This is a genomic window from Rossellomorea sp. H136 (assembly GCF_056838065.1).
The window spans coordinates 492,369-515,548 of the sequence record NZ_CM166371.1; the positions used below are offsets into that span (position 1 = coordinate 492,369).

Annotated in this window: 21 protein-coding genes; 16 read left to right on the plus strand and 5 right to left on the minus strand. The window is 43.2% G+C overall.

What is annotated here, in order from left to right; all coding sequences use genetic code 11:
• Window positions 1-8 precede the first annotated feature (8 nt).
• Complete coding sequence (locus ACYH0O_RS02520) at window positions 9-434, plus strand: DUF1284 domain-containing protein (RefSeq protein WP_482630992.1); 426 nt, start codon at window positions 9-11, stop codon at window positions 432-434.
• A gap of 60 nt (window positions 435-494) precedes the next feature.
• Here the strand turns inward: ACYH0O_RS02520 and ACYH0O_RS02525 are convergent, their stop codons facing one another.
• A complete protein-coding gene (locus ACYH0O_RS02525) occupies window positions 495-1,349 on the minus strand; it encodes a TetR/AcrR family transcriptional regulator (RefSeq protein WP_149154429.1) in 855 nt (284 codons plus the stop codon).
• A gap of 164 nt (window positions 1,350-1,513) precedes the next feature.
• On the opposite strand from ACYH0O_RS02525, the gene ACYH0O_RS02530 reads away from it, so the two are divergent.
• The 3 genes from ACYH0O_RS02530 (at window position 1,514) to ACYH0O_RS02540 (ending at window position 8,288) form a co-directional block, all read left to right on the plus strand.
• Window positions 1,514-4,657: an efflux RND transporter permease subunit gene (locus ACYH0O_RS02530; protein ID WP_482630993.1), complete on the plus strand. Its 3,144-nt coding sequence runs from the start codon at window positions 1,514-1,516 to the stop codon at window positions 4,655-4,657.
• A gap of 294 nt (window positions 4,658-4,951) precedes the next feature.
• Window positions 4,952-6,268 carry an oligosaccharide flippase family protein gene (locus ACYH0O_RS02535; protein WP_482630994.1) on the plus strand — a complete coding sequence of 439 codons (1,317 nt, stop codon included), beginning with the start codon at window positions 4,952-4,954 and terminating at the stop codon, window positions 6,266-6,268.
• A gap of 133 nt (window positions 6,269-6,401) precedes the next feature.
• Window positions 6,402-8,288, plus strand: a complete 1,887-nt coding sequence (locus tag ACYH0O_RS02540; RefSeq protein ID WP_482630995.1) for a cation:proton antiporter — start codon at window positions 6,402-6,404, stop codon at window positions 8,286-8,288.
• 25 nt (window positions 8,289-8,313) lie between these two features.
• On the opposite strand, the gene ACYH0O_RS02545 is transcribed toward ACYH0O_RS02540, so the two are convergent.
• On the minus strand, window positions 8,314-8,448 hold the full coding sequence (locus tag ACYH0O_RS02545) for a hypothetical protein (protein ID WP_262481601.1): 135 nt from the start codon (window positions 8,446-8,448) through the stop codon (window positions 8,314-8,316).
• A gap of 74 nt (window positions 8,449-8,522) precedes the next feature.
• Window positions 8,523-9,245, minus strand: a complete 723-nt coding sequence (locus ACYH0O_RS02550; RefSeq protein ID WP_482630996.1) for a TspO/MBR family protein — start codon at window positions 9,243-9,245, stop codon at window positions 8,523-8,525.
• 174 nt (window positions 9,246-9,419) lie between these two features.
• On the opposite strand from ACYH0O_RS02550, the gene ACYH0O_RS02555 reads away from it, so the two are divergent.
• The 11 genes from ACYH0O_RS02555 to ACYH0O_RS02605 all read left to right on the plus strand — a co-directional run bounded on the left by ACYH0O_RS02555 (window position 9,420) and on the right by ACYH0O_RS02605 (window position 20,783).
• Window positions 9,420-11,207: a M3 family oligoendopeptidase gene (locus ACYH0O_RS02555; protein WP_482630997.1), complete on the plus strand. Its 1,788-nt coding sequence runs from the start codon at window positions 9,420-9,422 to the stop codon at window positions 11,205-11,207.
• Window positions 11,208-11,804: 597 nt separating this feature from the next.
• Window positions 11,805-12,149: a lmo0954 family membrane protein gene (locus tag ACYH0O_RS02560; RefSeq protein WP_148967341.1), complete on the plus strand. Its 345-nt coding sequence runs from the start codon at window positions 11,805-11,807 to the stop codon at window positions 12,147-12,149.
• A gap of 14 nt (window positions 12,150-12,163) precedes the next feature.
• Window positions 12,164-12,817 (plus strand): PspA/IM30 family protein, encoded by a 654-nt coding sequence (locus tag ACYH0O_RS02565; RefSeq protein WP_482630998.1) that lies wholly within the window; start codon window positions 12,164-12,166, stop codon window positions 12,815-12,817.
• Between the two features lie 268 nt (window positions 12,818-13,085).
• Window positions 13,086-13,817: a cell wall-active antibiotics response protein LiaF gene (liaF, locus tag ACYH0O_RS02570; RefSeq protein WP_482630999.1), complete on the plus strand. Its 732-nt coding sequence runs from the start codon at window positions 13,086-13,088 to the stop codon at window positions 13,815-13,817.
• A complete protein-coding gene (locus ACYH0O_RS02575) occupies window positions 13,814-14,863 on the plus strand; it encodes a sensor histidine kinase (protein WP_482631000.1) in 1,050 nt (349 codons plus the stop codon). The genes liaF and ACYH0O_RS02575 overlap by 4 nt, the downstream gene beginning before the upstream one ends.
• Complete coding sequence (locus ACYH0O_RS02580) at window positions 14,856-15,488, plus strand: response regulator transcription factor (RefSeq protein ID WP_148967345.1); 633 nt, start codon at window positions 14,856-14,858, stop codon at window positions 15,486-15,488. Before ACYH0O_RS02575 ends, ACYH0O_RS02580 begins: the two co-directional genes overlap by 8 nt.
• Window positions 15,489-15,739: 251 nt before the next feature.
• Window positions 15,740-16,669 (plus strand): hypothetical protein, encoded by a 930-nt coding sequence (locus ACYH0O_RS02585; RefSeq protein ID WP_482631001.1) that lies wholly within the window; start codon window positions 15,740-15,742, stop codon window positions 16,667-16,669.
• A gap of 83 nt (window positions 16,670-16,752) precedes the next feature.
• Complete coding sequence (locus ACYH0O_RS02590) at window positions 16,753-17,397, plus strand: DUF4129 domain-containing protein (RefSeq protein WP_482631002.1); 645 nt, start codon at window positions 16,753-16,755, stop codon at window positions 17,395-17,397.
• Window positions 17,398-17,420: 23 nt separating this feature from the next.
• Window positions 17,421-18,551, plus strand: coding sequence for a DUF4350 domain-containing protein (locus tag ACYH0O_RS02595; protein WP_482631003.1), 1,131 nt, complete (start codon window positions 17,421-17,423; stop codon window positions 18,549-18,551).
• Window positions 18,548-19,474 (plus strand): AAA family ATPase, encoded by a 927-nt coding sequence (locus ACYH0O_RS02600; protein ID WP_482631004.1) that lies wholly within the window; start codon window positions 18,548-18,550, stop codon window positions 19,472-19,474. The genes ACYH0O_RS02595 and ACYH0O_RS02600 overlap by 4 nt, the downstream gene beginning before the upstream one ends.
• Window positions 19,425-20,783 carry a DUF58 domain-containing protein gene (locus ACYH0O_RS02605; RefSeq protein ID WP_482631005.1) on the plus strand — a complete coding sequence of 453 codons (1,359 nt, stop codon included), beginning with the start codon at window positions 19,425-19,427 and terminating at the stop codon, window positions 20,781-20,783. The genes ACYH0O_RS02600 and ACYH0O_RS02605 overlap by 50 nt, the downstream gene beginning before the upstream one ends.
• Here ACYH0O_RS02605 and ACYH0O_RS02610 read toward each other — a convergent pair.
• Entirely contained in the window at window positions 20,775-21,737 is a 963-nt protein-coding gene (locus tag ACYH0O_RS02610) for a stage II sporulation protein M (RefSeq protein ID WP_482631006.1), read from the minus strand. The two genes, ACYH0O_RS02605 and ACYH0O_RS02610, sit on opposite strands and share 9 nt — an antisense overlap.
• A gap of 104 nt (window positions 21,738-21,841) precedes the next feature.
• Here ACYH0O_RS02610 and ACYH0O_RS02615 point away from each other — a divergent pair, with 104 nt between their 5' ends.
• The gene (locus ACYH0O_RS02615; protein ID WP_482631007.1) at window positions 21,842-22,645 is read left to right on the plus strand and encodes an RDD family protein; all 804 of its coding nucleotides are present in this window, start codon (window positions 21,842-21,844) and stop codon (window positions 22,643-22,645) included.
• A gap of 184 nt (window positions 22,646-22,829) precedes the next feature.
• Here ACYH0O_RS02615 and ACYH0O_RS02620 read toward each other — a convergent pair whose 3' ends face one another.
• Window positions 22,830-23,117, minus strand: coding sequence for a hypothetical protein (locus tag ACYH0O_RS02620; RefSeq protein ID WP_149154416.1), 288 nt, complete (start codon window positions 23,115-23,117; stop codon window positions 22,830-22,832).
• Window positions 23,118-23,180: the final 63 nt, after the last annotated feature.

A 23,180-nucleotide genomic window follows, 5' to 3' on the forward strand; every position in this document is an offset into this window, starting at 1 on the left:
GGGATTCCATGAAGAGGATACTAAGAGGTCATCATCTACTTTGTACTCACGGGTTTCAAGGCATGGGATACAGTACTGAATTCGTTAAGGTGATGGCAGACATAGTGGGAGAGATACGAAACGAGGAATTGGACTTTCCCATCCAGGTTGTTCAGTCCTTCGATGACGCCTGCCAGGCCTGTCCTCATAAGGGGGAATCAGCATGTGAAAAAAGTGCAGACTCCAATGACCATGTTCTATCGTTAGACAGCAAGGTACTTCACCATTTAGGCTTGAAACATGGTGACGTCTATATGAAATCAGCATTGATCAGTAAAACGGCACAAAAGGTAAAGCCTGAGGACCTTGATCATTTATGTGAAGGCTGTTCCTGGCTGGAGTATGGGGTTTGTAAGGAAGGGATCGGAAAGTTAAGGGAGAATGTTTTAGCGTAAAGCTACTTTCTTTATAAAATAAAAAGAAAGACCCTCATAATCAGGTGAGGGTCTTTTTCATTAGATTTTATAATAATGTCTCAATGCATTCATCAGATGCTTTAGCGTTGGGTCTTCCTCAAGGTTCATCATCATTCCTTTAATGACGATGATACGCGTATCATCCTTTTGAATTTCTTCTTTGATGACTTCCAATGAAATTTGGCTGTTTTCGTCCTCCGCTATTTCTATGGAGTCTTCAATCATATGAACAAGGGTGGATTCATTGATTCTGTTTGAAGAAGTGAAATCCTTCACCAGATCGTCCAATTTCTCAAAGGAAAGTACAGGCTGATCCCCGCTTTTTAGTAAGCCTTCCACTAAATCATCCGTACGTTTCAATATGAATCGGGATAAATAGGCAAAATCCAATTCGATCTTATCAAGCATCACCAATTCTAAATAAGAATGGAAAAAACCTTGAATCATCATGGTGATGTCCCAGAAGTAGGGCTCGATTTTTTTTCCGTAAATCCCATATAATCTTCTTTTATAATAACGATGCGTGTCCATTTTCATCTCACTGAGGAGGTCATGGATTTCATCGTTAAACGGCATGGCATTCTCTCTGATCTGCATAATGATAAACTCTTTATGTTTACAGATTTCAATAAACTGACATTCTAATTGCTTTTGGAATTTTTCATAAGGCGTCAGATTTTCATTTTCAATTTCATTTACTTTGGCTGTGATCATTTTAAAATAATATTTCATGATAGCTAACAGAAGGGCTTCTTTCGATTTGAAATATAAATAGAATGCACCTTTTGAAATCTCACACTCGTTCACGATTTCTTGCACCGAGGTGGCGTTAAATCCTTTCGTGGCAAACAGCTTAATCGATGTTTCAATAATTAATTTCTCTTTTTCCTTCATGCTTTCCTCTCCTTGATAAACTCCTTGACTCTATTATGACCGATTGGTCACAATAAATAAACCTTTTATTTTATAAGTATATTGACTTATGACTGCTCGGTCAGTTATATTAGATTGTGTTATGACTAGTTGGTCAGATAAAAGAGAGAAGGGACGAATAAAGAGTGAATAGTATTATTAATTTCGTACTCAAGAATAAGTTTGCCGTATGGTTAATGACCATCATCGTCATTATTGCAGGCTTATATTCAGGATTTAATATGAAACTCGAAACCTTACCAAACATTAATACACCCATTGTAAGTGTTACGACGGTGTATCCGGGAGCTACCCCTGAAGATGTAGCCGAAAAGGTTTCAGAACCAATTGAAAAACGTTTGAAGAATTTAAATGGAGTTAATGTTGTCAGCTCCACGTCTTATCAAAATGCTTCAGCCGTTCAGATAGAATACCAGTTCTCGAAAGATATGGACGAAGCTAAGACTGAAGTGGAAGATGCTCTTTCAGATCTTTCATTTCCAGAAGGGGTTAATGAGCCGGAAGTATCAAGACTGAGCTTTAACGCTTTCCCGATCATCGCACTCAGTGTAGCAAATGATGACCAATCACTTGCTCAATTAACTTCGACTGTAGAAGAAACGATCGTACCACAACTTGAAGGAGTGGACGGGGTAGCATCTGTTCAAGTTTCAGGTCAACAAGTTCAAGAAGCCCAAGTCGTTTTTGATCAAGAAAAGCTTGCTCAATACGGCTTATCAGAAGAAACGGTCCAAAATATGATCAAAGGTTCTGATGTGACAGCACCATTAGGACTTTACACGTTTAAAGACAGTCAGAAATCTGTGATGGTTGATGGAAATATTACAACGATCGAAGATTTGAAAGAGATGAAGATTCCTGTGACGCCTTCAACTGGCGGGTCTATGGAAGCGCCACAAGGGCAAACGCCTGGGGGGCAAACTCCTCAAGCTTCGCCTGCTGGTGAAGCAGCTGCCGGGATGAAGATCCCGACCATACAATTATCAGACATAGCTGATATAGAGTTAAAAGGGAAAGCCGAATCAATTTCAAGAACCAACGGCAAGGAATCCATCGGACTTCAAGTGGTGAAAACAGCAGATGCCAATACGGTAGACGTTGTAAACGCGGTAAAAGAAGAAGTGAAAGCTTTTGAAAAAAGCTTGAATGGGGTTGAAATCATTTCTACCTTTGACCAAGGTGAACCGATTGAGGAATCAGTCAGTACCATGCTGAACAAAGCATTATTTGGTGCCATATTTGCGGTCATCATCATTTTGCTATTCTTACGGGATATTAAATCGACGCTAATCTCCGTCGTATCGATTCCATTATCGTTGTTAATCGCAATTTTACTTTTAAAACAGATGGATATCACGTTAAATATCATGACTCTTGGAGCTATGACTGTAGCGATTGGACGTGTCATTGATGACTCCATCGTAGTAGTGGAGAACATTTACCGACGTATGTCCCTTAAAGGTGAGATGTTGAAAGGAAAAGAATTGATCCGGGAAGCAACGAAGGAAATGTTCGTTCCGATCGCGTCTTCCACGATTGTAACAATCGCTGTGTTCCTTCCATTAGGATTGGTTCAAGGGATGATCGGGGAATTATTCCTTCCATTCGCATTGACCATCGTATTTGCACTATTGGCTTCACTTCTTGTGGCAGTAACGATTGTGCCGATGCTTGCTCACTCGATGTTTAAAAAAGGTGTCGGGAAGAAGCATGTGGAAAAGAAAAGCCGTTTAGCAATTTGGTACAAGGGCGTATTAAACTGGACGCTGAACCATAAAATCATCACGTCACTCCTGGCTATCGCGATGCTTGTCGGAAGCCTGTTCCTGGTTCCGCTCATCGGTGTGAGTTTCCTTCCATCAGATGAAGAAAAGATGATCATGGCAACGTATAAACCAGAGCCCGGTCAAACAGAAGAAGATGTAAATCAAATCGCTCAAGATGCAGAAGAGTATTTCCAAGGACGTAAAGGGGCTGAAACGATTCAGTACTCGGTTGGTGGAGAGAACCCGATGAGTCCGGGAAGCTCAAACAATGCCATATTCTATGTTCAATATAGCGACGATACAGAGAATTTCTCTGAAGAAAAAGAACAAGTCATTAAAAAACTTCAAGAAACAACAGATAAAGGGGAATGGGCTTCACAAGACTTCTCCGCTAGTGCCGGCAGCAATGAAATTGTCGTGTATGTGTACGGTGAAAACCTGAAAGAAATCGAACCTGTTGTGAACGATATTCAGGCTATGATGAAAGATAAAGACGATTTCAAAAAAGTGGGATCAAGTATCTCTGAATCGTACGATGAGTATTCGTTCATCGCAGATCAGGAAAAGCTGAGTGAGCTTGGCCTGACAGCGGGTCAAATCGCCATGGAACTTGGTCAGACACGTCAGCGTCCGGTCCTCACCACCATTGAAAAAGATGGAGAAGAGGTAAATGTCTATCTAGACGTTGAAAAAGAAGAATACGAAAGTATCAACGACTTGACGGATAAAACAATCCAATCACCACTGGGTATTGAAGTTCCGATTAAAGATGTCGTTGAAGTTCAAGAAGGTAAGACATCCGATACTGTTTCAAGAAGAGACGGAAAAGTATTTGCTCAAGTGAGCGGAGAATTAAAAACGGATGATGTATCAAAAGCTTCGCAAGATATTCAAAAAGAAATCGAAGAGCTCGATTTGCCAGCCGGTATCAATGTAGACATGGGTGGAGTAACAGAAGACATCCAGGAATCCTTCACACAATTAGGATTAGCGATGCTCGCAGCCATTGCCATTGTGTACTTGATCCTCGTGATCACGTTCGGCGGAGGTCTTGCGCCGTTTGCCATTCTGTTCTCGCTACCATTTACGATCATCGGGGCATTGGTTGGACTCTTGATCGCAGGAGAAACGATCAGTATTTCCTCCATGATTGGTGCTCTCATGCTGATTGGTATCGTTGTAACCAACGCAATCGTCCTGATTGACCGGGTGATTCATAAAGAAAACGAAGGTCTATCAACAAGGGAAGCGTTACTAGAAGCCGGTGCCACCCGACTTCGCCCGATCCTTATGACAGCTATTGCGACAATCGGGGCCCTATTCCCGTTGGCATTAGGTCTTGAAGGAAGCGGATTGATTTCGAAAGGACTTGGTGTAACTGTCATTGGCGGCCTGACAAGTTCTACACTATTAACACTTGTTGTTGTGCCGATCGTGTATGAAATCCTGATGAAAATCAAAGGGAAGATCGGTGGACGTAAGCGAAAGGCAGTAAAAGGGTAAGTTGAGGAAAGCAGTCCTGTTGCGGGGCTGCTTTTTTCGTGATTTTTATATAGAGGATGGGGTATTAGTTGAAGAATGTTCACAATTTGGCGCAACAAACGACGAAAGTGCCGCAAGTTTGCCTGAGAGTCCCACAACAACCTCGTGACCATCCTCTCATTTTTATGTAAGTATCCCTTAGTAAAATTCAAAATTTTAATGTTACCCCTATGATCTGCACGCCACCACTTCACATATTACCCGGACAACCATCATACAATAGACCATCTAAAACAAAGGCAGGGTACAAAACATATGAGTTTGTTTTTAAGAGGTACATTAGTGCTGGTGGTGACGGCTTTTTTAGGTGAGTGTTTGGAGTTTGTGATCAATATGATTTTGGCTCGAGAGCTTGGAGAGGCTGGTCTTGGCTCGTATATGTCGATTCTGCCGACTGTGTTTCTGATTGTCATTTTATCAAGTATGGAGCTGCCGATCAGTCTTTCGAAGTTCTTTGCCGAACGGGAAGAAAAGTATCATCGGGGAATGCTTCATTATGCTTTTCGATTTGCGGTCATTACGACGTGTATTCTTTTAATTCTCATGATCCTCATATATGCCTGGACTCCTTTATTTGAAGGATACCACCCAGGGATTCGCTGGCTCATTTTGATTGTAATTCCCATTGTGGCGTTTACTTCGATTACGAGAGGCTATTTTATGGGAATCCAGCAGATGGGCAAAATTGCAGTAGCTAATTTTCTGCGTAAAGGAATTCAGCTATTTTTACTGGTTTCGATCTATAATTTTCTATCTTTTGGTATCAATGCGTCGATCTTCATAGCCCTTGGGACGCTGATTGCCAGTGAAGTGGTTGTCTTTGTTTATTTAATTCATGCTTACGTACTCGAGATTAGGGGTAATAGAAAGAAGAGCCATTCTACATTATCAACAATTGAAATGAGAAAATCAGTATTATCTGTATCGATTCCGACGACTGTGCTGCGGATATTCCACGCTCTCACCCATGCGGTTCAGCCGTTTTTGATCAAATGGGCGTTAGTTCTTTCAGGTATGGGGGCGCTGGAAGCGAATGAGCATTTCGGGATGCTGGCTGGAATTGCCCTTACCATCGGATTCTTCCCATCATTTATTGCCTTTTCGATGTTAATCGTGTTAATTCCGACTGTTTCGGAAAAAGTGTCATCAAAGGACCTTGATGGAATCCTGATCCATCTTAAGCAGGTAATGTGGATTACATTAGGATATGGTATTCCTGCAATATTCATATACTACTTGCTTGGAGACTATATTACAGAAACGTTCTTTCATTCTGTGGTATCGGCCTATTATTTGAAGCTGCTATGGCCGTATTTTCTTTTTCATTTTCTGGTGTTCCCACTCCAAGCCTTTTTGATCGGATTGGGATTGGTGAAGGATGCTCTCCTTCATACCATATGGTCGAGTGTATTTTCTTTTTCACTGATATACTTGCTTGGATCCCGTTTTGGAATGGAAGGAGTCATTCTTGGCATGAACGCAGGAGCTGTCCTCATTACCATGCTTCATTACTTTACGATATGTAGAGAATTGGAAACGACTCTTTGGTTAAAATCAGCAATTAAAATGTAAAATATAAAAAACAGAGGTGCCCTTTTGAACCTCTTTGTTTTGCACAAAGAGGGACAAATCTTTTATTCTGGTAACACGTACATAATATCTACTGTTATGATGGCTGATTTCATAACCTTCAAAGGAGAAAGCTATGATCGATTCTATTTTATTTAACATCATGTTAGTCGGAGTACTCGGGATCGCTTCCCAATGGATTGCCTGGAGATTCAGGCTTCCTGCCATCGTCATCATGTCGATTGTTGGATTGCTGGTAGGACCTATATTTGGTCTCATTAATCCAAAGGACGATTTTGGTGAAGTATTTAAACCCATTATATCAATGGCGGTTGCCATCATTCTTTTTGAAGGAAGCTTAAATCTTAATTTTCGAGAGGTAAAGGGATTAGGCAAGCCTTTATTTAGAATAGTCACCATCGGAGCCATTCTCGCTTGGATATTGGGTTCTCTCGGGGCTCATTATGTGGCCGGTTTATCCTGGGCTGTTTCCTTTGTCATTGGTGGACTATTTATCGTAACGGGGCCAACCGTCATTCTACCGCTGCTCAGACAGGCGAAGTTGAAACCAAGACCTGCTGCGATCCTGAAATGGGAAGGGATAGTCGTTGATCCATTCGGTGCCCTGCTTGCCGTTTTTGCTTTTGAAATCATTAATTTTTTTATAAGTGATGAAGTCACGGGATTAGCTTTATTACTCTTCTTTGCAGCTTCCCTATTTGCCGTTGTCTTTGGATGGGCACTAGGGAAATTCACTGGCTTCATTTTTGAAAATGGACATGTACCGGAGTTCTTGAAATCACCTGTTGTTTTTGCACTGGTTCTTGCCTGCTTCACAGTTTCAGATCAGATCACGCATGAAACAGGACTTTTAGCCGTCACAGCAATGGGGATGACCCTTGCAAACATGCATATCTCATCCATCGACGATATGCGTCACTTTAAAGAAAACATTTCGGTTCTGCTTATTTCTACCATTTTTGTTATGCTGACGGCATCCTTAACCGTAGACACGCTTTTACGAATCTTTAACTGGAACATCGTCGCATTCGTCCTGCTTATGCTCTTCATCGTCCGACCATTATCGATTTGGTTGTCTACAATAGGGACGGACCTCTCTAATAAGGAGAAATTGCTTGTCGGTTGGATTGCCCCCAGGGGAATTGTCGCACTGACCGTCTCTAGTTATTTTGCTTCAGTACTATTAGAGAAAGGCTTCGAGGATGCGGCTATACTGACGTCCCTGACTTTTGCTCTTGTTTTCTCTACAGTATGTGCACATGGCTTCTCCATTAAATGGCTGGCGAAAAAATTGGACCTTGCCATTGATGAAAGACCGGGAGTTATGATTGTGGGAGGAAGTAAATTCAGTACTGAATTTGCCAAAACCCTTCAAGACCTGAAGATTCCGGTTTTAATTTCGGATTCATCATGGCAGCGATTGTTTTCAGTCAGAAAAGCAGGGATCCCATTCTACCGTGGTGAAATCCTATCCGAACAAACAGAATACTATCTGGATATGACGCCTTATGAGTACATGATTGCGGCTACGGAGCTTGATTCTTACAACGCTCTTGTCTGTACGACATTTGTTCCTGAGATCGGCCGTAATAACCTCTTCCAACTGAGCCTGCGAAGCCAGCGGGACGATGATCTTGAAGACATGGTTCATACGATTGGCGGACGGATCCTCTTCCAAAACCACGTGACGTGGGAAGAGCTGAACAAACGTGTCGAACGGGGAGACGTATTTAGAAAAACGAATATTACTGAAAAGTACACCTTTGAATCTTATCTGCAGGAGCGGGATGAAAACACATTGTTGATGTTTGCTCTTAAATCTACAAGCAGAATCGAGTTCTTTACGGAAGGTGCTTCACCTAAGATTGAGCAGGGAGATGTGATTGTCAGTCTCACTCAACCCTGTAAGGAAAAGAATAAGATTCAGGAGAAACTTACGGTACAACGTGAAAAAGAAATCATAAAAGCTCAAAATGAAACGAATCAAGAAAGCGCCGACTAAGTCGACGCTTTCTTTTTGCGGAATTTTACTTCTTTCCCTTATATTGTTCCCCCAGTAACTGTTTCACTTGATTATACGTCAGCCCTGAATGCTGATTGAGTCGTTTAACCTCATCAATATCCGTTCCGGAACGAGTGACGTTTCTCTTCTGCTGGTTCATACAACACACCCCCTATCACTTAATGTAAGTCATCGGAAGGCTTCCTATACCCGAGGGACGGAACTTCGTGTACATTATGAATGTCGTGTTCGCTTGTAGACCAGGTCAAAGATGAGGATGATAATGGCGAGTGCGTAGGCAGTATAGGAATAGGTTGAGTGTTCTGTCATGTTCTTTACTCCGATACCGACAAATGCCCAAACAAACACAAGCGGATAGAGCATGTCATGCTGCCCGATGCGGGACCAGAAAGCAAGTACCGTAGCAACAAACAGTCCGAGATAAGCCCACACCATTTCCGAAATGCCGAATCCGTTCCAGCCGATGTCCGTCAAATAATACGTAATGTTCACAATCGTGGCAACCGAAATCCATCCTAAATATAGCGAAAAAGGGGCTATATCCAGGAGGGACGGACCTTTACTCTTCACCCGTCTATAAAGGGCAATTAGAGTTAAAAGAAGTCCAATCATGATAAATACCGAAACGAGAAAGTAATTGTAGTGCCATACGAATATCCATGCTGAATTCAATAAGCAGCTCAGGATGAATAGTCCGCTTGTTTCCTTATAGAGGGGAAGATTTCTTCTGTCTTTAGGGAACTGGCGGATGATCCAAATAGCGAGCAGCAGATATATCAGGCTCCAGATGGAAAAGACATAATCCGCCGGAGTAATCATGATATCGAGCCTGTCACTGATTTCCCCCGTTGATTGATTATTTAAAGGCAAAGTAACAGCCAGCGTATTCATCACAATGACTAAAGCGAATGCTAAAATATTCAAGATCAGTTTCATTGATTATCCCCCCTGTAAGTAGTGGTGTAATATACTATTCCACTCTTGTCATATTAAAAACCAAATGTAGAGAGTTAGGGATAAAGGATTAGTGAAAGATCAGGAAGGATTTAAGGAATTTATCGAGAATTAGAAATAGATAGGGACAATGAGAAAATTTATTAGGGGGACATTATGGACCGTACAAATCATACATATTCGGATGTTTGGGATTTAGATGTTTTTTTCCAAGGAGGAAGTGAATCACCGGAATTCAGAAAGCATCTCAATACATTAGAAAAAAAGAAAAATGACTTTGCAGACAATGCACTGGCATTCCATCCGCCTCAATCGGCTAGTGATGGTGACCTGGTGTGGAAGCTTATAGAAGAAGCAAAAGAAGTGATGCTGTATTTGCGTCAGGCAGGTGCCTTTGTGAGCTGTCTTGAAGCTCAAAATATGCATGACCGAAAAGCAGATTCTCTCCGCGCGGAAGTGACCAGCCTGAGTGCGGACTTTTCTTCTACTTTTACAAAGTTTCAGCAACAGCTTTCAGAGTGCAGAGAAGAGGTCTGGAATGAGCTGCTTCAGCATGATCAGCTAAGTGAAATTACCTTCGTCCTCAATGAGTGGAGACAAAGAGCGAAAGATAAGCTATCCAGCACCGAAGAGTCACTGATCCAGGCGTTAGCTGTTGACGGCTATCACGGTTGGGGACAAATGTATGACACGATCGTGGGGGCGATGGAGATTGAACACGATGGAAAAAAACTATCGGTCGGTCAGGCTAATAATCTCCTTTCAAGCCCGGATGAGCGCACACGTAAAGAGGTTTTTGGAAAATTAGAGAAAACCTGGGAACAAAATGAGGAACTCTTTGCAAGGACACTTAATCACCTGGGCGGCTTTCGCTTGAATGTCTACAAAAAGCGTGGCTGGGACGAATTGATGAAGGAACCCCTCGAGTATAATCGTATGAAGCAAGAGACATTGGATGCCATGTGGGGCGCTATTTCAAAGAACAAGCAGCCTTTCGTTCAATACCTGGAAAGAAAAGCGAAACTAATCGGGAAAGACCGACTCGATTGGTATGACCTGGACGCACCCGTGGCAGAGTCGACTAGCACCATGTCATATGATGAGGGTGCAAAATTCATTCTGAAGCAGTTCTCCCGATTTGGTGAGGAGATGGCCCAGTTTGCTGAAAAGGCTTTTGAGAACCAATGGATCGAAGCAGAGGACCGGTCAGGAAAACGTCCGGGTGGATTCTGCACATCCTTCCCGTTAAGTGATCAATCCCGTATCTTCATGACGTATTCAGGCTCTATGTCGAATGTCTCCACCCTTGCACACGAGTTAGGGCATGCGTTTCATTCCTATGCATTAAAACCGATGCACACATTGAATCGTAACTACGCCATGAACGTTGCCGAGACCGCCTCCACTTTTGCCGAAATGATTGTCGCCGATGCTGCCGTAAAAGAAGCCGAGACGAAGGCAGAAAAGATTGCCCTAGTTGAAGATAAACTGCAGAGGAGTGTCGCGTTTTTCATGAACATCCATGCCCGTTTCTTATTCGAGACACGTTTCTATGAAGAACGTAAGAAGGGGATTGTATCTGCTGATAAACTCAACGAACTGATGGTGGACGCTCAGAAGGAAGCATTCTCTGACTCCATTGGAGAAGTTCACCCGCGCTTCTGGGCATCGAAGCTTCATTTCTATATTACAGGAGTACCGTTCTACAACTTCCCGTACACCTTTGGATATTTGTTCTCGCTGAGTATTTACGCCAAAGCTCTTGAGTCAGATGAAAGCTATGAGGATAAATACATGGCGTTACTGCGTGACACAGCGGTCATGAATGTCGAAGAACTTGCGATGAAGCACCTCGGTGAAGACATCACCAAAGAAGCCTTCTGGGAAAAAGGTATCAAGCTATGCATTGCGGATGTGGAAGAATTTCTTGAGTTAACAGAATAATGCTTGTAGGGTCCGTTCCCATTTGGGGGACGGACCTTATTTTGAGTGGAACGATTGTTATTGGTTTATCGGCTGGTATTCAGAGGCTGGGACAAAACTAAAAAACCACGATAAAAAGACGAACAATAGAAGTGTAGGTTCTTCATACCGCTAATGATTTCCGTGCAAGACTACGCTTTCCGCGGGTAGCCCGTGAGCCTCCTCGGCAAGCCTGCGGGGTCTCACATAAGCTACTTTCCCGCAGGAGTCTTCGTCTTGCACTCCAATCAACCGCTGGAAACAGCTAAAATCAAATGATTCGAAAATAAATAATATACCCGAACAAATCTGCACACTAAGAAGCAGGTTTGTTCGGGTTTGACTTAGGATAAAAAACTTTTGTCAGCCTCGTCCTTTCATTTTTTTAACCGTATTTTCAATATATCGACTGTTCTTCAAAAAAACGACAAATTTCGCCCTCACCAAAACACCAAAAATATGACAAGTCCTACCTATCCTAAGCCTCAAGTCTGATACGAAAATAAAGCTCTGGCTCGTTATGGGAGATCCGGAAAATAGGTAGGATAGAGACATGAAGAAGAAAGGAGGCAACAACATATGAAGAAATTCGGATTGCTTTTAGCCGGAGGGATTGCAGCCATTGTCCTGCTTGCCAATCTGGGACCGATTGTAGGGCTCGCCATCTCTTTAGTGATCATGTATTACAGCTTTAAAGGGTTTGTGAAAACAGATTCCACAATGAAGAAAATTTTATGGGCACTGATCGGTCTTGCGGCATTTAGTGCTTCGATATCCAACTTCCCGGCGATCATCGGATTGGTTGCTCTATACGTTCTGTATGTGATCTACAAGAACTGGAAAAAAGAAGAAGTCATTATAGAAGAAAAATCATCGGATCCATTCACTAATTTTGAAAGAGAATGGTCACAATTAAAAAACTAAAGGAGAGATTACACTTGGCAAACTTATTTCAACGAATTAAAAATACAGTCATGTCCGACCTGCACGAAGCATTAGATAAAAAGGAAAAGAAAAATCCAATAGCCGTATTGAATCATTATTTAAGACAGTGTGAGCAGGAAGTAGAAAAAGTAAGTAAGCTTGTTGAAAGACAATATCTATTAAAAGAAGAATTCCAGAAAGAGTATCAGCAGGCTTCTGCTTTAGCCGACAAACGAAAATACCAGGCTGAGGTTGCATCGAAAGCAAATGAAGAAGGTCTGTATGAATTTGCCCTGCAGGAACAAAAATACTATGAAGAGCGTGCAGTCCGTATCCAGGAATCAAAGTTGAAAGCAACGAAAGAGCTTGAAGAGCTTGAAAGAAAATATGAAGAAATGAAGCACAAGCTGAAGGATATGTACATCAAGCGAATGGAGCTGATGGGAAGAGAGAATATTGCCCGTGCCCATAACAAGGTGAATCACGTGCTTGAATCGTCTTCAGGTTATAACAACCAGGCGTTCTCTAAATTCGATGAAATTGAAACTTACTTAGATCATTTAGAGCATGGTGTGAACTCCTCTTATTATCGAAATACGATCGACGCGAAGATCGCTAAATTAGAAAAAGAAGTGAAAAAAGAGGAAACGGAAGCCATTCCTTCATAAAACATGGTATTCTAATCTATGAAAACGAATAGTAACGATAAAAAAGGGGGAGCCCAAATGGGTTCACCCCGTTTTATCATCAAATATATGTCAAGGTGAGGGTTTTTTAATCCGGATTTGGGGTTTTTTAATCCGGATTTGGGATTTATGAACCGAAATGAGGAAATATGAACGGGATTTGGATTTATGATCCGGAATCCCGATATATGAACTTCTTGTCGAAAAATCTTCATTCATATAAATACATAACCAGAAAGGAGGAACCCCCTTGTTCAATCGTTTACGCTCAGATGGGATCAGCTGGATCATTTTAATAGGAACCCTTTTAATACTGTTGGAAGTATCATTCTACGATGGGGGGGTTCTCGTCTTTCTCTCGATTGCGGCCTTCTGTATCTATATTGGAAGAAAAAAGCATCCGAGTACTCTTGGAAAGATGCTGTTGTGGTTTGGAATCATAAGCTTAGCGATCAATATCTTTAATACCGTAGCATTTAAATTTTTATTATTTGCCATTCTTATATTTATCATCGTCCGTTTTGCTGATTCGAAGAAACATCCTAAATACATCACTCCGACGTTTAAGGAAACGTTCACCCAAACCAAAGAACCACTCGTCATGAAAAAGTCCGCTCTTCAAAATGAATGGTTCGGACCGAAACGGACTCCGGAAGACGTATATGAATGGAATGATATCAACATCCAGGGTGTGATCGGTGACTCGGTCATTGATATTGGAAATACGGTGCTTCCTAAAGGAACGTCCGTCGTTTCGATTCGAAACATTTTAGGCAATATTGAAATATTGATTCCCTATGATGTGGAAGTGAGTGTTCATCACTCGGTACTTGCCGGTTCAATTGAGGTTTTTGAAGAAGTGGAGCCGAAAGCGATCAATCAGTCCCTTTATTATCAAACTCCAGGGTATGATACGGCTGTCCAGCGTGTGAAGATTGTCACCTCGATGTGGATCGGGGATTTAGAGGTGAAGAGAATATGAGCACAGTCAGTAAGCAGATTGTTGCAGGAATTCTTTTTTCCCTTGGGATGGTGATCTTTTTATCGCTGTCATATTTTTATTTGTATCCCTTGGAGGATTGGTCCCTCTTATGGGAAGTAGAGATTATGGATATACCGGGAGCAGGGTTTATCCTCGTTGTAAGCATCCTTATCGGAATCGTGTTCGGCATCCGGACAGGGTTGAAGGATAAACGGCAGTTAAGGGAGATTGAAGATGCCCTGATGAATGTGGAACAGGGTCGCACGATCACATTCCCTGAAACGGCAACCTCAGAAGTGCAGCAGGTTTGGAAAAAGGTCGATGCGTTAGGGAGGCATCTAACGGATCAAGCGCGATATTCCCAAAAGCTTGCCAATGAAAAGGCAGAGGAGCAGGAAAAGAGAATCCAGGAAATCGTTTCCCAGGAGCGGAACCGTTTGGCGAGGGAATTACATGACTCGGTCAGTCAGCAGCTATTTGCAGCATCCATGCTGATGTCAGCCATCACGGAAACACCATCACCTGGACGAACGCCTCATGAAGAAAAGCAGCTTGGTATGGTGGAGCAGATGATTCATCAGTCTCAGCTTGAAATGAGGGCTCTCCTCCTTCATCTTCGCCCCGTTGCGTTAAAAGGAAAGAATCTTCAAGAAGGAATGAAGGAGTTGCTGGTCGAATTAGCTCAGAAGGTACCCCTTGATATCGAGTGGAAAATAGAAGACATGAGTCTTGATAAAGGAATCGAAGATCATCTCTTCAGAATTCTGCAGGAGTCGGTGTCAAACACCCTGCGACATGCGAAGGCGACTTCCTTGGATATTCGATTGATCAAAAGAGAATCCATCATTATTTTACGGGTAGTGGATGATGGTCAGGGCTTTGATGTGAACGAATCGAAGGTCACAAGCTCCTATGGGCTTCAGAATATGAGGGAGCGGGCCATTGAAATCGGTGGTACGTTTAAAATCATCAGTGTACCGAATAAGGGAACACGCTTGGAAGTGAAGGTTCCCGTTGTGGAGAATGAAGGTGAAAAAAATGATTAAAGTGGTATTTGTAGATGATCATGAAATGGTAAGGATCGGGGTTTCTTCTTATCTATCGGCTCAGGCGGATATTGATGTCGTCGGGGAAGCGTCGGATGGGAAAGAAGGCGTTCAGCTTGCCCTCGAGCTGCGGCCTGATATTATTCTCATGGATCTTGTGATGAAAGAAATGGATGGCATCCAGGCGACAAAGGAGATCATTAAAGAGTGGCCGGACGCAAAGATCATCATCGTCACAAGTTTCCTGGATGATGATAAGGTTTATCCAGCCCTGGAAGCCGGTGCGGTCAGTTATATGCTGAAAACGTCGAAAGCAAGTGAGATTGCCGAAGCGGTACGTAAGACGTACAACGGCCAATCGATTCTTGAACCTGAAGTCACTGGGAAAATGATGACGCGCATGAGACAAAAGACCGTTTCTCATCCTCATGAAGAGCTCACCAATCGCGAACTGGAAATCCTTCTCCTGATGACACAAGGGAAAACGAACCAGGAAATTGCCGATGAATTATTCATCGCCCTGAAGACAGTGAAAACACACGTGAGCAATATCCTCTCCAAGCTCGGAGTCCAGGACCGGACCCAGGCTGTGATTTATGCTTTTAAACATGACTTAGCTAAATAAAAAGGAAAAAGTGACCCAAAAAGAAAACTTTTTGGGTCACTTTTTCGTATAGAAAGAAGAAAGCTAGAGGATTTTCTTCCCAAAAATGGCAAGCATGAGAATCCAAGCGTGAAATATACATCTAATAAGGATTGGTGCATTTTGGTAACAAGAGAGAAAAAAATATAAAACTTTCATCAACGGAAGGAGGAATAATGGTAGAATAAGCGATATATTGTCAAATATTGAAAAAACTTGTAGGGGGATATGAAGTGAACGCAAAATTTAGTAAGCCTAAAGGGTTCGGTGAAATACTGGACCACACATTTCGATTAAGCAAGAACCGCTTTAAAGACTTTTTTCTTATTTTCCTAATTCTGTTAGGTCCTGTTTATTTACTGCAGGCACTCATTGAACTGGCAGCAGGGGTTAGCTTCTTTAGGACTGTCGGCACAGGGGAAACCTGGTTCGATGGGATTGTCAACAGCTTTTCAGGTGAATTTACGGACGAAGGGGGTCCAGAAGTAAATCTGGCAGCGGAGCTTGGTACAGGTCTTATTGGACTTATCAGTATAATCCTCGCTCCAATCGCTCAAGCGGCGATTTTATTTGCCCTTAATCATATGAGAAAAAATGAAGAATTTACGGTGAAGCTTGTGATCAAGGAGGCATTCTCCCGTTTTTGGCCGATTATCGGAAGTAGTCTCCTATTTGGAGTGATTGTATTCGGTATCGTATTTGTTCCGATTTTTACAATTGGTTTTGCAGGAGTATTCGGTGCTGCACTTCTGGAGCCGGGCGTCGGGATTGTGGTCGCCGGAGTTGTCCTGTTGCTTGCACTCGCGGTTGCTGTAGCTTACTTCTTAACACGTTGGAGCTTTTATTTTGGAGCGGCAGCCATAGAAAATGACGCACCTGGTCTCGGCAGGAGCTGGAGGCTGACGAAGAAGCGTGGATGGATCCTTCTATTATTATTCATTGTATTCGGCTTGATCGTTGGAATCGTAAGCTCGGCCTTCGAATTAACGTTCGGGTTGGTATTAGGGAATAGTGTCCTGTACGGCATGATAGTAAACGTTGTGTCTTTATTCACGTCGATGCTGTTCGCCGTTGGTTTCGGGGTTATGTTCCTTGATCTTAAAACGAGACATGACGCAGATGATTTAAATGAAATGATCGATGATTATAACGGAATCCAATAAATTCCTTGAACAATTGAAGTATCCAGTCAGGCTCCGGAAGTCTCATGCTTCCAGGCTTTTGATCTGAAAGCTAGGTGAAGAAAGTGTTGAATGAAAACAGAGCAAGGGATCAATTAGAAGAAATCTTGGATGGGGAGGAATATAAGGCCTATCATGATGAGTCTCAGGGACTGCTTGCCAAATGGTGGGGGAAGGCAAAGGAATGGCTGGCTGAGCAGCTGGAAAAACTGTTCCCTTCTCTTGAACCGACTGGCGGCGCGGCATCGGGCATCCTTATCACGTTGATTGTCATTGTAGTGGCCATTCTCCTCGTTGTTGCATTTTTCGCCATTCGAAACGGAGTAAGAAAACGGAAATTCCGTTCGAATAAACCACTTCAATCCATGAATGAGATGGAGTGGTCCTATGATAGACATTTAGAAGAAGCTTATAAACAAGAGGGGCTCAAAGATTATTCGAAAGCAACCCGCCATATGTTCCTGTGCCTCCTTTTATACTTTCATGAAAGAGACTATCTCAAAGCAAAGGTTTGGAAAACAAATTGGGAGTACTATGATGAACTGCGCAAAGTGAACCGAGATTGGGCAGAGCGATTCTACAGGCTGGCACTTCTGTTTGATGAGGTGGCCTATGGTGAGCGGGAAGTGGAGGAAGACGAGTATCTTCCCTATAAACAGGAAGCTCTAAGCTGGTTGGAGCATGAAACGGATTCACAACCTTACTCATAAGAGAAAGGAGGTAGGAAAGAGCATTGAAAACAAATATAAAGGCGTGGGTCTGGCTCACCACACTTCTAAGCTTATTTATCATCATCGGTATATTTCTTTCTCCTGAAAAGCCTAAGGAGTATCCAGCCTATTTTTCCGAGTCTCCCTCTCCTTCTGGAATAAAAGCCCTTTATACCTATTTGGAAAACGAAGGTGTTTCTATACAACGCTGGTCTTTTTCACCTGATAGGCTGCCTGCGGCTGAATCTGATCAATTACTGATTATGATAGAACCGTTTTCAATCCCTGAACAAGAAGAAATGGAAGCTTACGAGAATTTCATGAAAGCAGGGAATACGATTCTTCTTCTAAAGGATAATCCAAAAGGTATGTTTGACACGAAGACGGTCTTAATAGGGAAAGGGATGGGCGATCCGCTTATCCGTGATGGTAAAGGAAATACATATCAAACAGATCTATTATCAGACACAAGATTAGAAACGTCGGATGACGATACCGTTCTATTGGATGATCGGGATGGAACGATTGCCTACAGCTCTCCTATGGGAAAGGGTCAATTGATTGTCTCTACTTCACCGGGATGGGCAATGAACGGGAATATTCTTGATAGTGATCATCTTCCGCTGGTTCTCACTCTATTAAAAAGCGGTGGAGCCGACGGGAAAACGATTCTCGTCGATGAATACCTTCACGGGGGAGAGAGTGAGGCAAGCCTTACTAGCCTTTATCCCCAGTGGCTGTTGCTTTTAATCCTTCAATTGCTGATCCTCACAGTCCTTTGGCTCTGGATGAGGGGGAAACGATTTGGAGGTATTCTCATACCGAGGGAAGAGACGGTCCGATTCAGTGATGAACGGATCAAGGCGCTTTCAGCCTGGTACTTAAAAGGGCGCCAATACAAAGAATCTTTAGTGATTCAAGCAGGGTATGTAAGAGTTCTGTTCCAGGAACGGTGGGGAATTCCGACGAGTAAGGAATGGTTGGAATTGAACGAACCGTTAGAACGGAAATTATCAACCGTTTCTAAGAAAGAAATCGCTGCGTTTTTATCGGGGATAGGAGCTGTATTAGAGAAAGAACGCATCAGTAAACAGGAATACGTATTATGGTCGAAAAAAATAGAACTATTCAGGAAAGAGGTGGAGGATCGTTGAAACCAGAAATCACATCCTTAATGGAGAAATATGAAGAGCGCATTGTAGGACAGAGTACGAATCTTAAACTCTTGATGTCTTCCATTCTGGCAGGGGGTCATGTGCTGATAGAGGGAGTCCCTGGCACAGGGAAGACACAGATGGTCAAGACTCTTTCCCAATTACTCGGGGGAAGCTATAACCGGATTCAATTCACACCGGATTTGTTACCGAGTGATATCACGGGTAGTACGATTTACAATATGAAGGATAGCAGTTTCCAAACGATCAAAGGACCGATCTTCACAAATGTGTTATTAGCTGATGAGATCAACCGGACACCTGCCAAAACCCAGGCGGCCCTGCTCGAAGCCATGGAGGAAAAGCAAGTGACGATCCAAGGGGCAACGTATCCTCTTGAAGAGGTGTTTTTCGTGGTAGCGACCCAGAATCCGATTGAATTCGAGGGTACCTATCCACTACCTGAGGCACAGCAGGATCGATTCCTGTTTAAGCTGGACATAGATTTTCCAACCTTTGAAGAAGAAAAAAACGTATTGAAACAAGTGATCGAGAATCATTATGCGGAAAGTGTGGGGCCGGTTCTCGATATGGAAACCTTCCTTTCCATCAGAAGGGAAATCGGGGAGGTCACACTTAGTGACGCGGTGCTGGATTATATTATGCAGATTGTGAGAAAGACCCGTGAAACGGAATCGATCCGCTTCGGGGCAAGTACAAGGGCGGCGATATCGATTGGAAAAGCGGGACGGGCATGGGCCTATCTGTCAGGACGTGACTATGTCACACCTGATGATATCAAGATCGTGGCAAGACCTGCCCTTAGACACCGCATACAGCTATCTCCTCACGTAGAATTGGAGGGAGTGACCATTGACCAAGTCATCCAAGAACTTGTTGGGTCGATTCCTGTTCCAAGATAAGGGGATTTTGCCGACGGCGAAGTTGTTGATCTCGTATCTCCTATTTTCTGCCATCCTTCTTGCAGGAACGTTTATTGGACTGACATGGACACTCATTTTTGTATTGAACGGCTTATTTATCGTCGTGAGTCTCATTGACCTGACTCTGTCGCCATCCAAAAAGGAAGTAGACGTCAAGCGCCATATTCCGGATCAAATGGAAAGGGGTCTGGATTATGTCGTTGATTTGGAAATTATAAACAGATCTTCCCGTGGCATGGAGTTTCAGATCCTGGATGGTACCCCGCAAAGCTTTCAAGCATCCTTTCCCTTAGAAGGGAAGCTTGCACAGGATTCAGCAGGTACCCTTACCTATGGTGTGGTGACACCGGTAAGGGGAGACTATAACCTGACGAAGCTGTATCTTCGCTATCGGAGTTCCCTCGGTTTATGGGAAAAACAAAAAACAGTGGAGCTCCATGATGGGGTGAAAGTCATTCCAGACCTCACCGAAACGAAAAAAGTATTGGAAAGTGCTCAGCAGTTTCTACTGTATGAAGGGGTAAAAATCCGTAAGCAACAAAGCGGTTCTGGAGAATTCTCCAAGATTAGAAATTATGTGCTCGGGGACGATCCAAGAAAGATCAACTGGCGTCAAACCGCAAAGCTCCGGGAAGTTATGACCAATGAATATGAACCTGAGCATGGTAAGTACATTACGATTCTCATTGATTGCGGAAGAATGATGGGAGCGGAATTGAAAAAAGGAAACCGGTTGGAGAAGTCCCTGGAGGCGGCACTGACCGTGACGGCAGCAGCCCTTCAAAATGGGGACTACGTGTCAGTCCTTGCTTTCAGTAAAGATGTCAAGGTATATATCCCTCCGGCAAAAGGGATGCCGCATCTGCAAACGATTCTTCATCGTATATATCATTTGGAAGTAGACGCAGCCGAATCCAATTATGCTGCCGTCCTCCACTATGTTCAGACGGTTCAGAAAAAGCGGAGTCTGCTCTTATTATTCAGTGACGTACACACCTTCCTTCATGAAAACAGCGCCCTGTTTTATTTACAGCGTCTCCGGAAGCAGCATCTCTTTTTAACGATTGGGATAGAAGATGAAACGTTGGTCAACCGGATCAAGACAGAGCCTGTTGATTCTCAGCAGGCGATGATGAAGAGTATGGCTCAGAAGCAGATGCTCGTGAAGAAAAAGGAGAAAGCCAAGTGGGAAAAAGAGGGCCTCCTGATGGTGGAGGCCCGTGAAGAGAAACTGGCCGCAACGGCTGTTTCTTACTATATTGATATGATGAACCGGGGGTTACTGTAGGATCGCTTTGTTTAGTCGAAGCTTTCCGATCGTCATATAGAGAATCAGACCGATGACCGTTAAGAAGGCAACCATATATTTTGCGAGTAGCGGTATGGCAGCAGGCGTAATGAAGCCTTCGATGATTCCGGCAATCACAAACAAGGGCACCGTCCCTAGGAGCAACTGGACGGATCGCTTGGCTTGCTGCTTTAATTGGTAGCCTCGTGTGAAACGTCCAGGTACAAAGAGCTTATAGCCCATCAAGAGTCCCGCGCCGCCTGCAATAAATATGGCTGTCAGCTCAATCATGCCATGGGGGACGATGTAAGCCCAGAATTCATAGCTCATTCCCTGGTGCCAGAAGACAGCGGCCAGGGCACCTACAATGATACCGTTGTACACAAGCATATAGACCGTCAACAAGCCAAATGTCACACCGCCGGCAAAGGCAAGGAAGGCGACTTTGATGTTATTGGTCATAATGGCAGCCGACATAAGTGAAGAATCCACTTGTCCGTCACTTTTCCCTAGATTAGAAGGATCCACTCCTTGAGACATCTCAGCTGGTAAAATGGAATATAGGTGAAGAGGATCATTCACGACAGAAATAAAGGCACCGATCGCACCGATCGTAAATAAAAGCATCGCCGTGACAACGAACTTCCACTGTTCAAGTAGTAATCCGATGAATGTCGTGGAGAAAAAATGTCTAATCTGTTTTCCACTCGAGATTTGGTCTTTATATAATAGATTGTGAGACTTCGATACGAGGCCGTTCAAATAATCAGTTACTTCTTCTCCGGGAAAATAGGTTTGGCTGTAGGAAAGATTCTGGGCAGCCTTTTGATAAAGATGGTTAAATTGATCAATGGCAGGGCCCGTTGTGTTCTTCCTCTTGCGAAGGGTTCCGAGGAGATTTTCTAACTGCTTCCAGTCGTCCCTGTGCTGTTTGACAAATTGCTTCACATTCATTGTGACACCTACTTGTTCTTTTGATTTCTTATCTCTTATTATAGTAAGTTTAGAAAAAAATAGAAACCATTAAAGGTAAATTCATCCATTAGGAGGGGATTGTATTGCATGAAGAACAAGTCGATATTAAAACCCCGGAATATGTTTCCCTGCAATTCCAACCTGCAGGATTAGGCAGCCGGGCTGCAGCCCTGATGGTTGATCAGCTGCTGTTAGGAATCGTAAACGTCCTGATCGTTGTTCTCTTGTTTTTTGCGACGTCGGGGAATAATGGCATATTTAGTATGTTGGAAATCAACTCGACACTATGGGGGATCGCCATCATCGCCATCTTCTTTCTCAACTGGGGGTATTTCTTTGCTTTAGAATACTTCTGGGGTGGAAAGACGGTAGGAAAGCGATTGCTGGGGATCCGGGTGATGCAGGAAAACGGACACAGCGTCACTCTCCTATCCTGCTTCATTCGTAATCTATTAAGAATCATCGACATGCTTCCCGTCTCCTATTTCATTGGTATGGTCATGATCTTCCTGCATTCTAAGCATAAGAGGGTGGGGGATCTCGTTGCCGGAACCATCGTTGTTCATGAGCGACGCGTCAAAGGAAAACGAAAAGAAAAGGCAATCGAGAAGGAAATCCGCCGCCGCGGCTTAAGCAAAGAGAACTTAATAGTGGAAGAGCGGGAATTAAAACAGCTCGGTGCGAAAGAATGGAATCTGGTCAAAACGTACAGCAACCGATTTGTTCAGCTCCCCCTTTCAGAACGAAACCAATTAACCAAAAAGCTTGCCCTTATCCTCTATCCTAAACTGGGATTAGAGATGAAGGATAAAACGTATGAGGAGCTGGAGGATACCCTTCTCCTTTTTTACCTGGTATTAAGTGAAGAATGGGAATTTAAGTTGTAGAGAGCAGCAAAGTCTGGAGAGGGCTTTGCTGTTTTTAATTATGTGATCATAATCAAAAAGGGGGAGTGGCTCGCCCCGGGGTTATATGCAGAATGCCTTGGAGAAAGTGCGTGTGAAAAAATGTAACGGTCAAACTGAAAAGGATGATTCTCTTTGCAGAGAATCATCCTTTGTTTTTTGCAACTCACTCCATCCCGGGAGCCTTCTGGATTTCAAAAATAAGTACAATTGCAGTGATTGCATGGGCAATCAATCGGATGACCGGGAAAAAGTTTAAGAAGGAAGCCAGGATACCGAGTGCACTTCCAAGGATTGGCTGATCTTCTGACCTTGAAATATACAGCACGCTCGCATGCCAAATAGCCACTAAACACAGGAGAAAAGGAATCGCATCACCAGCAATATTGCCAAAGATCGGAACAGCCAAAAACAATTCGATAGAAAAGGATAACCATTTAATTCGTGAAAGCACGGACACACACCTCCTTATTTCAGTGTATGACTATGTGAGGGGCGTGTGCTTGTTTTGAGGAAA

What these genes read in the sequence shown, in the direction of transcription:
- ACYH0O_RS02610 (WP_482631006.1), bottom strand. Translation starts at nt 21,737, where the DNA reads ATGAATGTGAAGCAATTTGTCAAACAGCACAGGGACGACTGGAAGCAG.
- ACYH0O_RS02580 (WP_148967345.1), top strand. Translation starts at nt 14,856, where the DNA reads ATGATTAAAGTGGTATTTGTAGATGATCATGAAATGGTAAGGATCGGG.
- ACYH0O_RS02560 (WP_148967341.1), top strand. Translation starts at nt 11,805, where the DNA reads ATGAAGAAATTCGGATTGCTTTTAGCCGGAGGGATTGCAGCCATTGTC.
- ACYH0O_RS02525 (WP_149154429.1), bottom strand. Translation starts at nt 1,349, where the DNA reads ATGAAGGAAAAAGAGAAATTAATTATTGAAACATCGATTAAGCTGTTT.
- ACYH0O_RS02550 (WP_482630996.1), bottom strand. Translation starts at nt 9,245, where the DNA reads ATGAAACTGATCTTGAATATTTTAGCATTCGCTTTAGTCATTGTGATG.
- ACYH0O_RS02520 (WP_482630992.1), top strand. Translation starts at nt 9, where the DNA reads ATGAAGAGGATACTAAGAGGTCATCATCTACTTTGTACTCACGGGTTT.
- ACYH0O_RS02555 (WP_482630997.1), top strand. Translation starts at nt 9,420, where the DNA reads ATGGACCGTACAAATCATACATATTCGGATGTTTGGGATTTAGATGTT.
- ACYH0O_RS02540 (WP_482630995.1), top strand. Translation starts at nt 6,402, where the DNA reads ATGATCGATTCTATTTTATTTAACATCATGTTAGTCGGAGTACTCGGG.
- ACYH0O_RS02575 (WP_482631000.1), top strand. Translation starts at nt 13,814, where the DNA reads ATGAGCACAGTCAGTAAGCAGATTGTTGCAGGAATTCTTTTTTCCCTT.
- ACYH0O_RS02535 (WP_482630994.1), top strand. Translation starts at nt 4,952, where the DNA reads ATGAGTTTGTTTTTAAGAGGTACATTAGTGCTGGTGGTGACGGCTTTT.
- ACYH0O_RS02545 (WP_262481601.1), bottom strand. Translation starts at nt 8,448, where the DNA reads ATGAACCAGCAGAAGAGAAACGTCACTCGTTCCGGAACGGATATTGAT.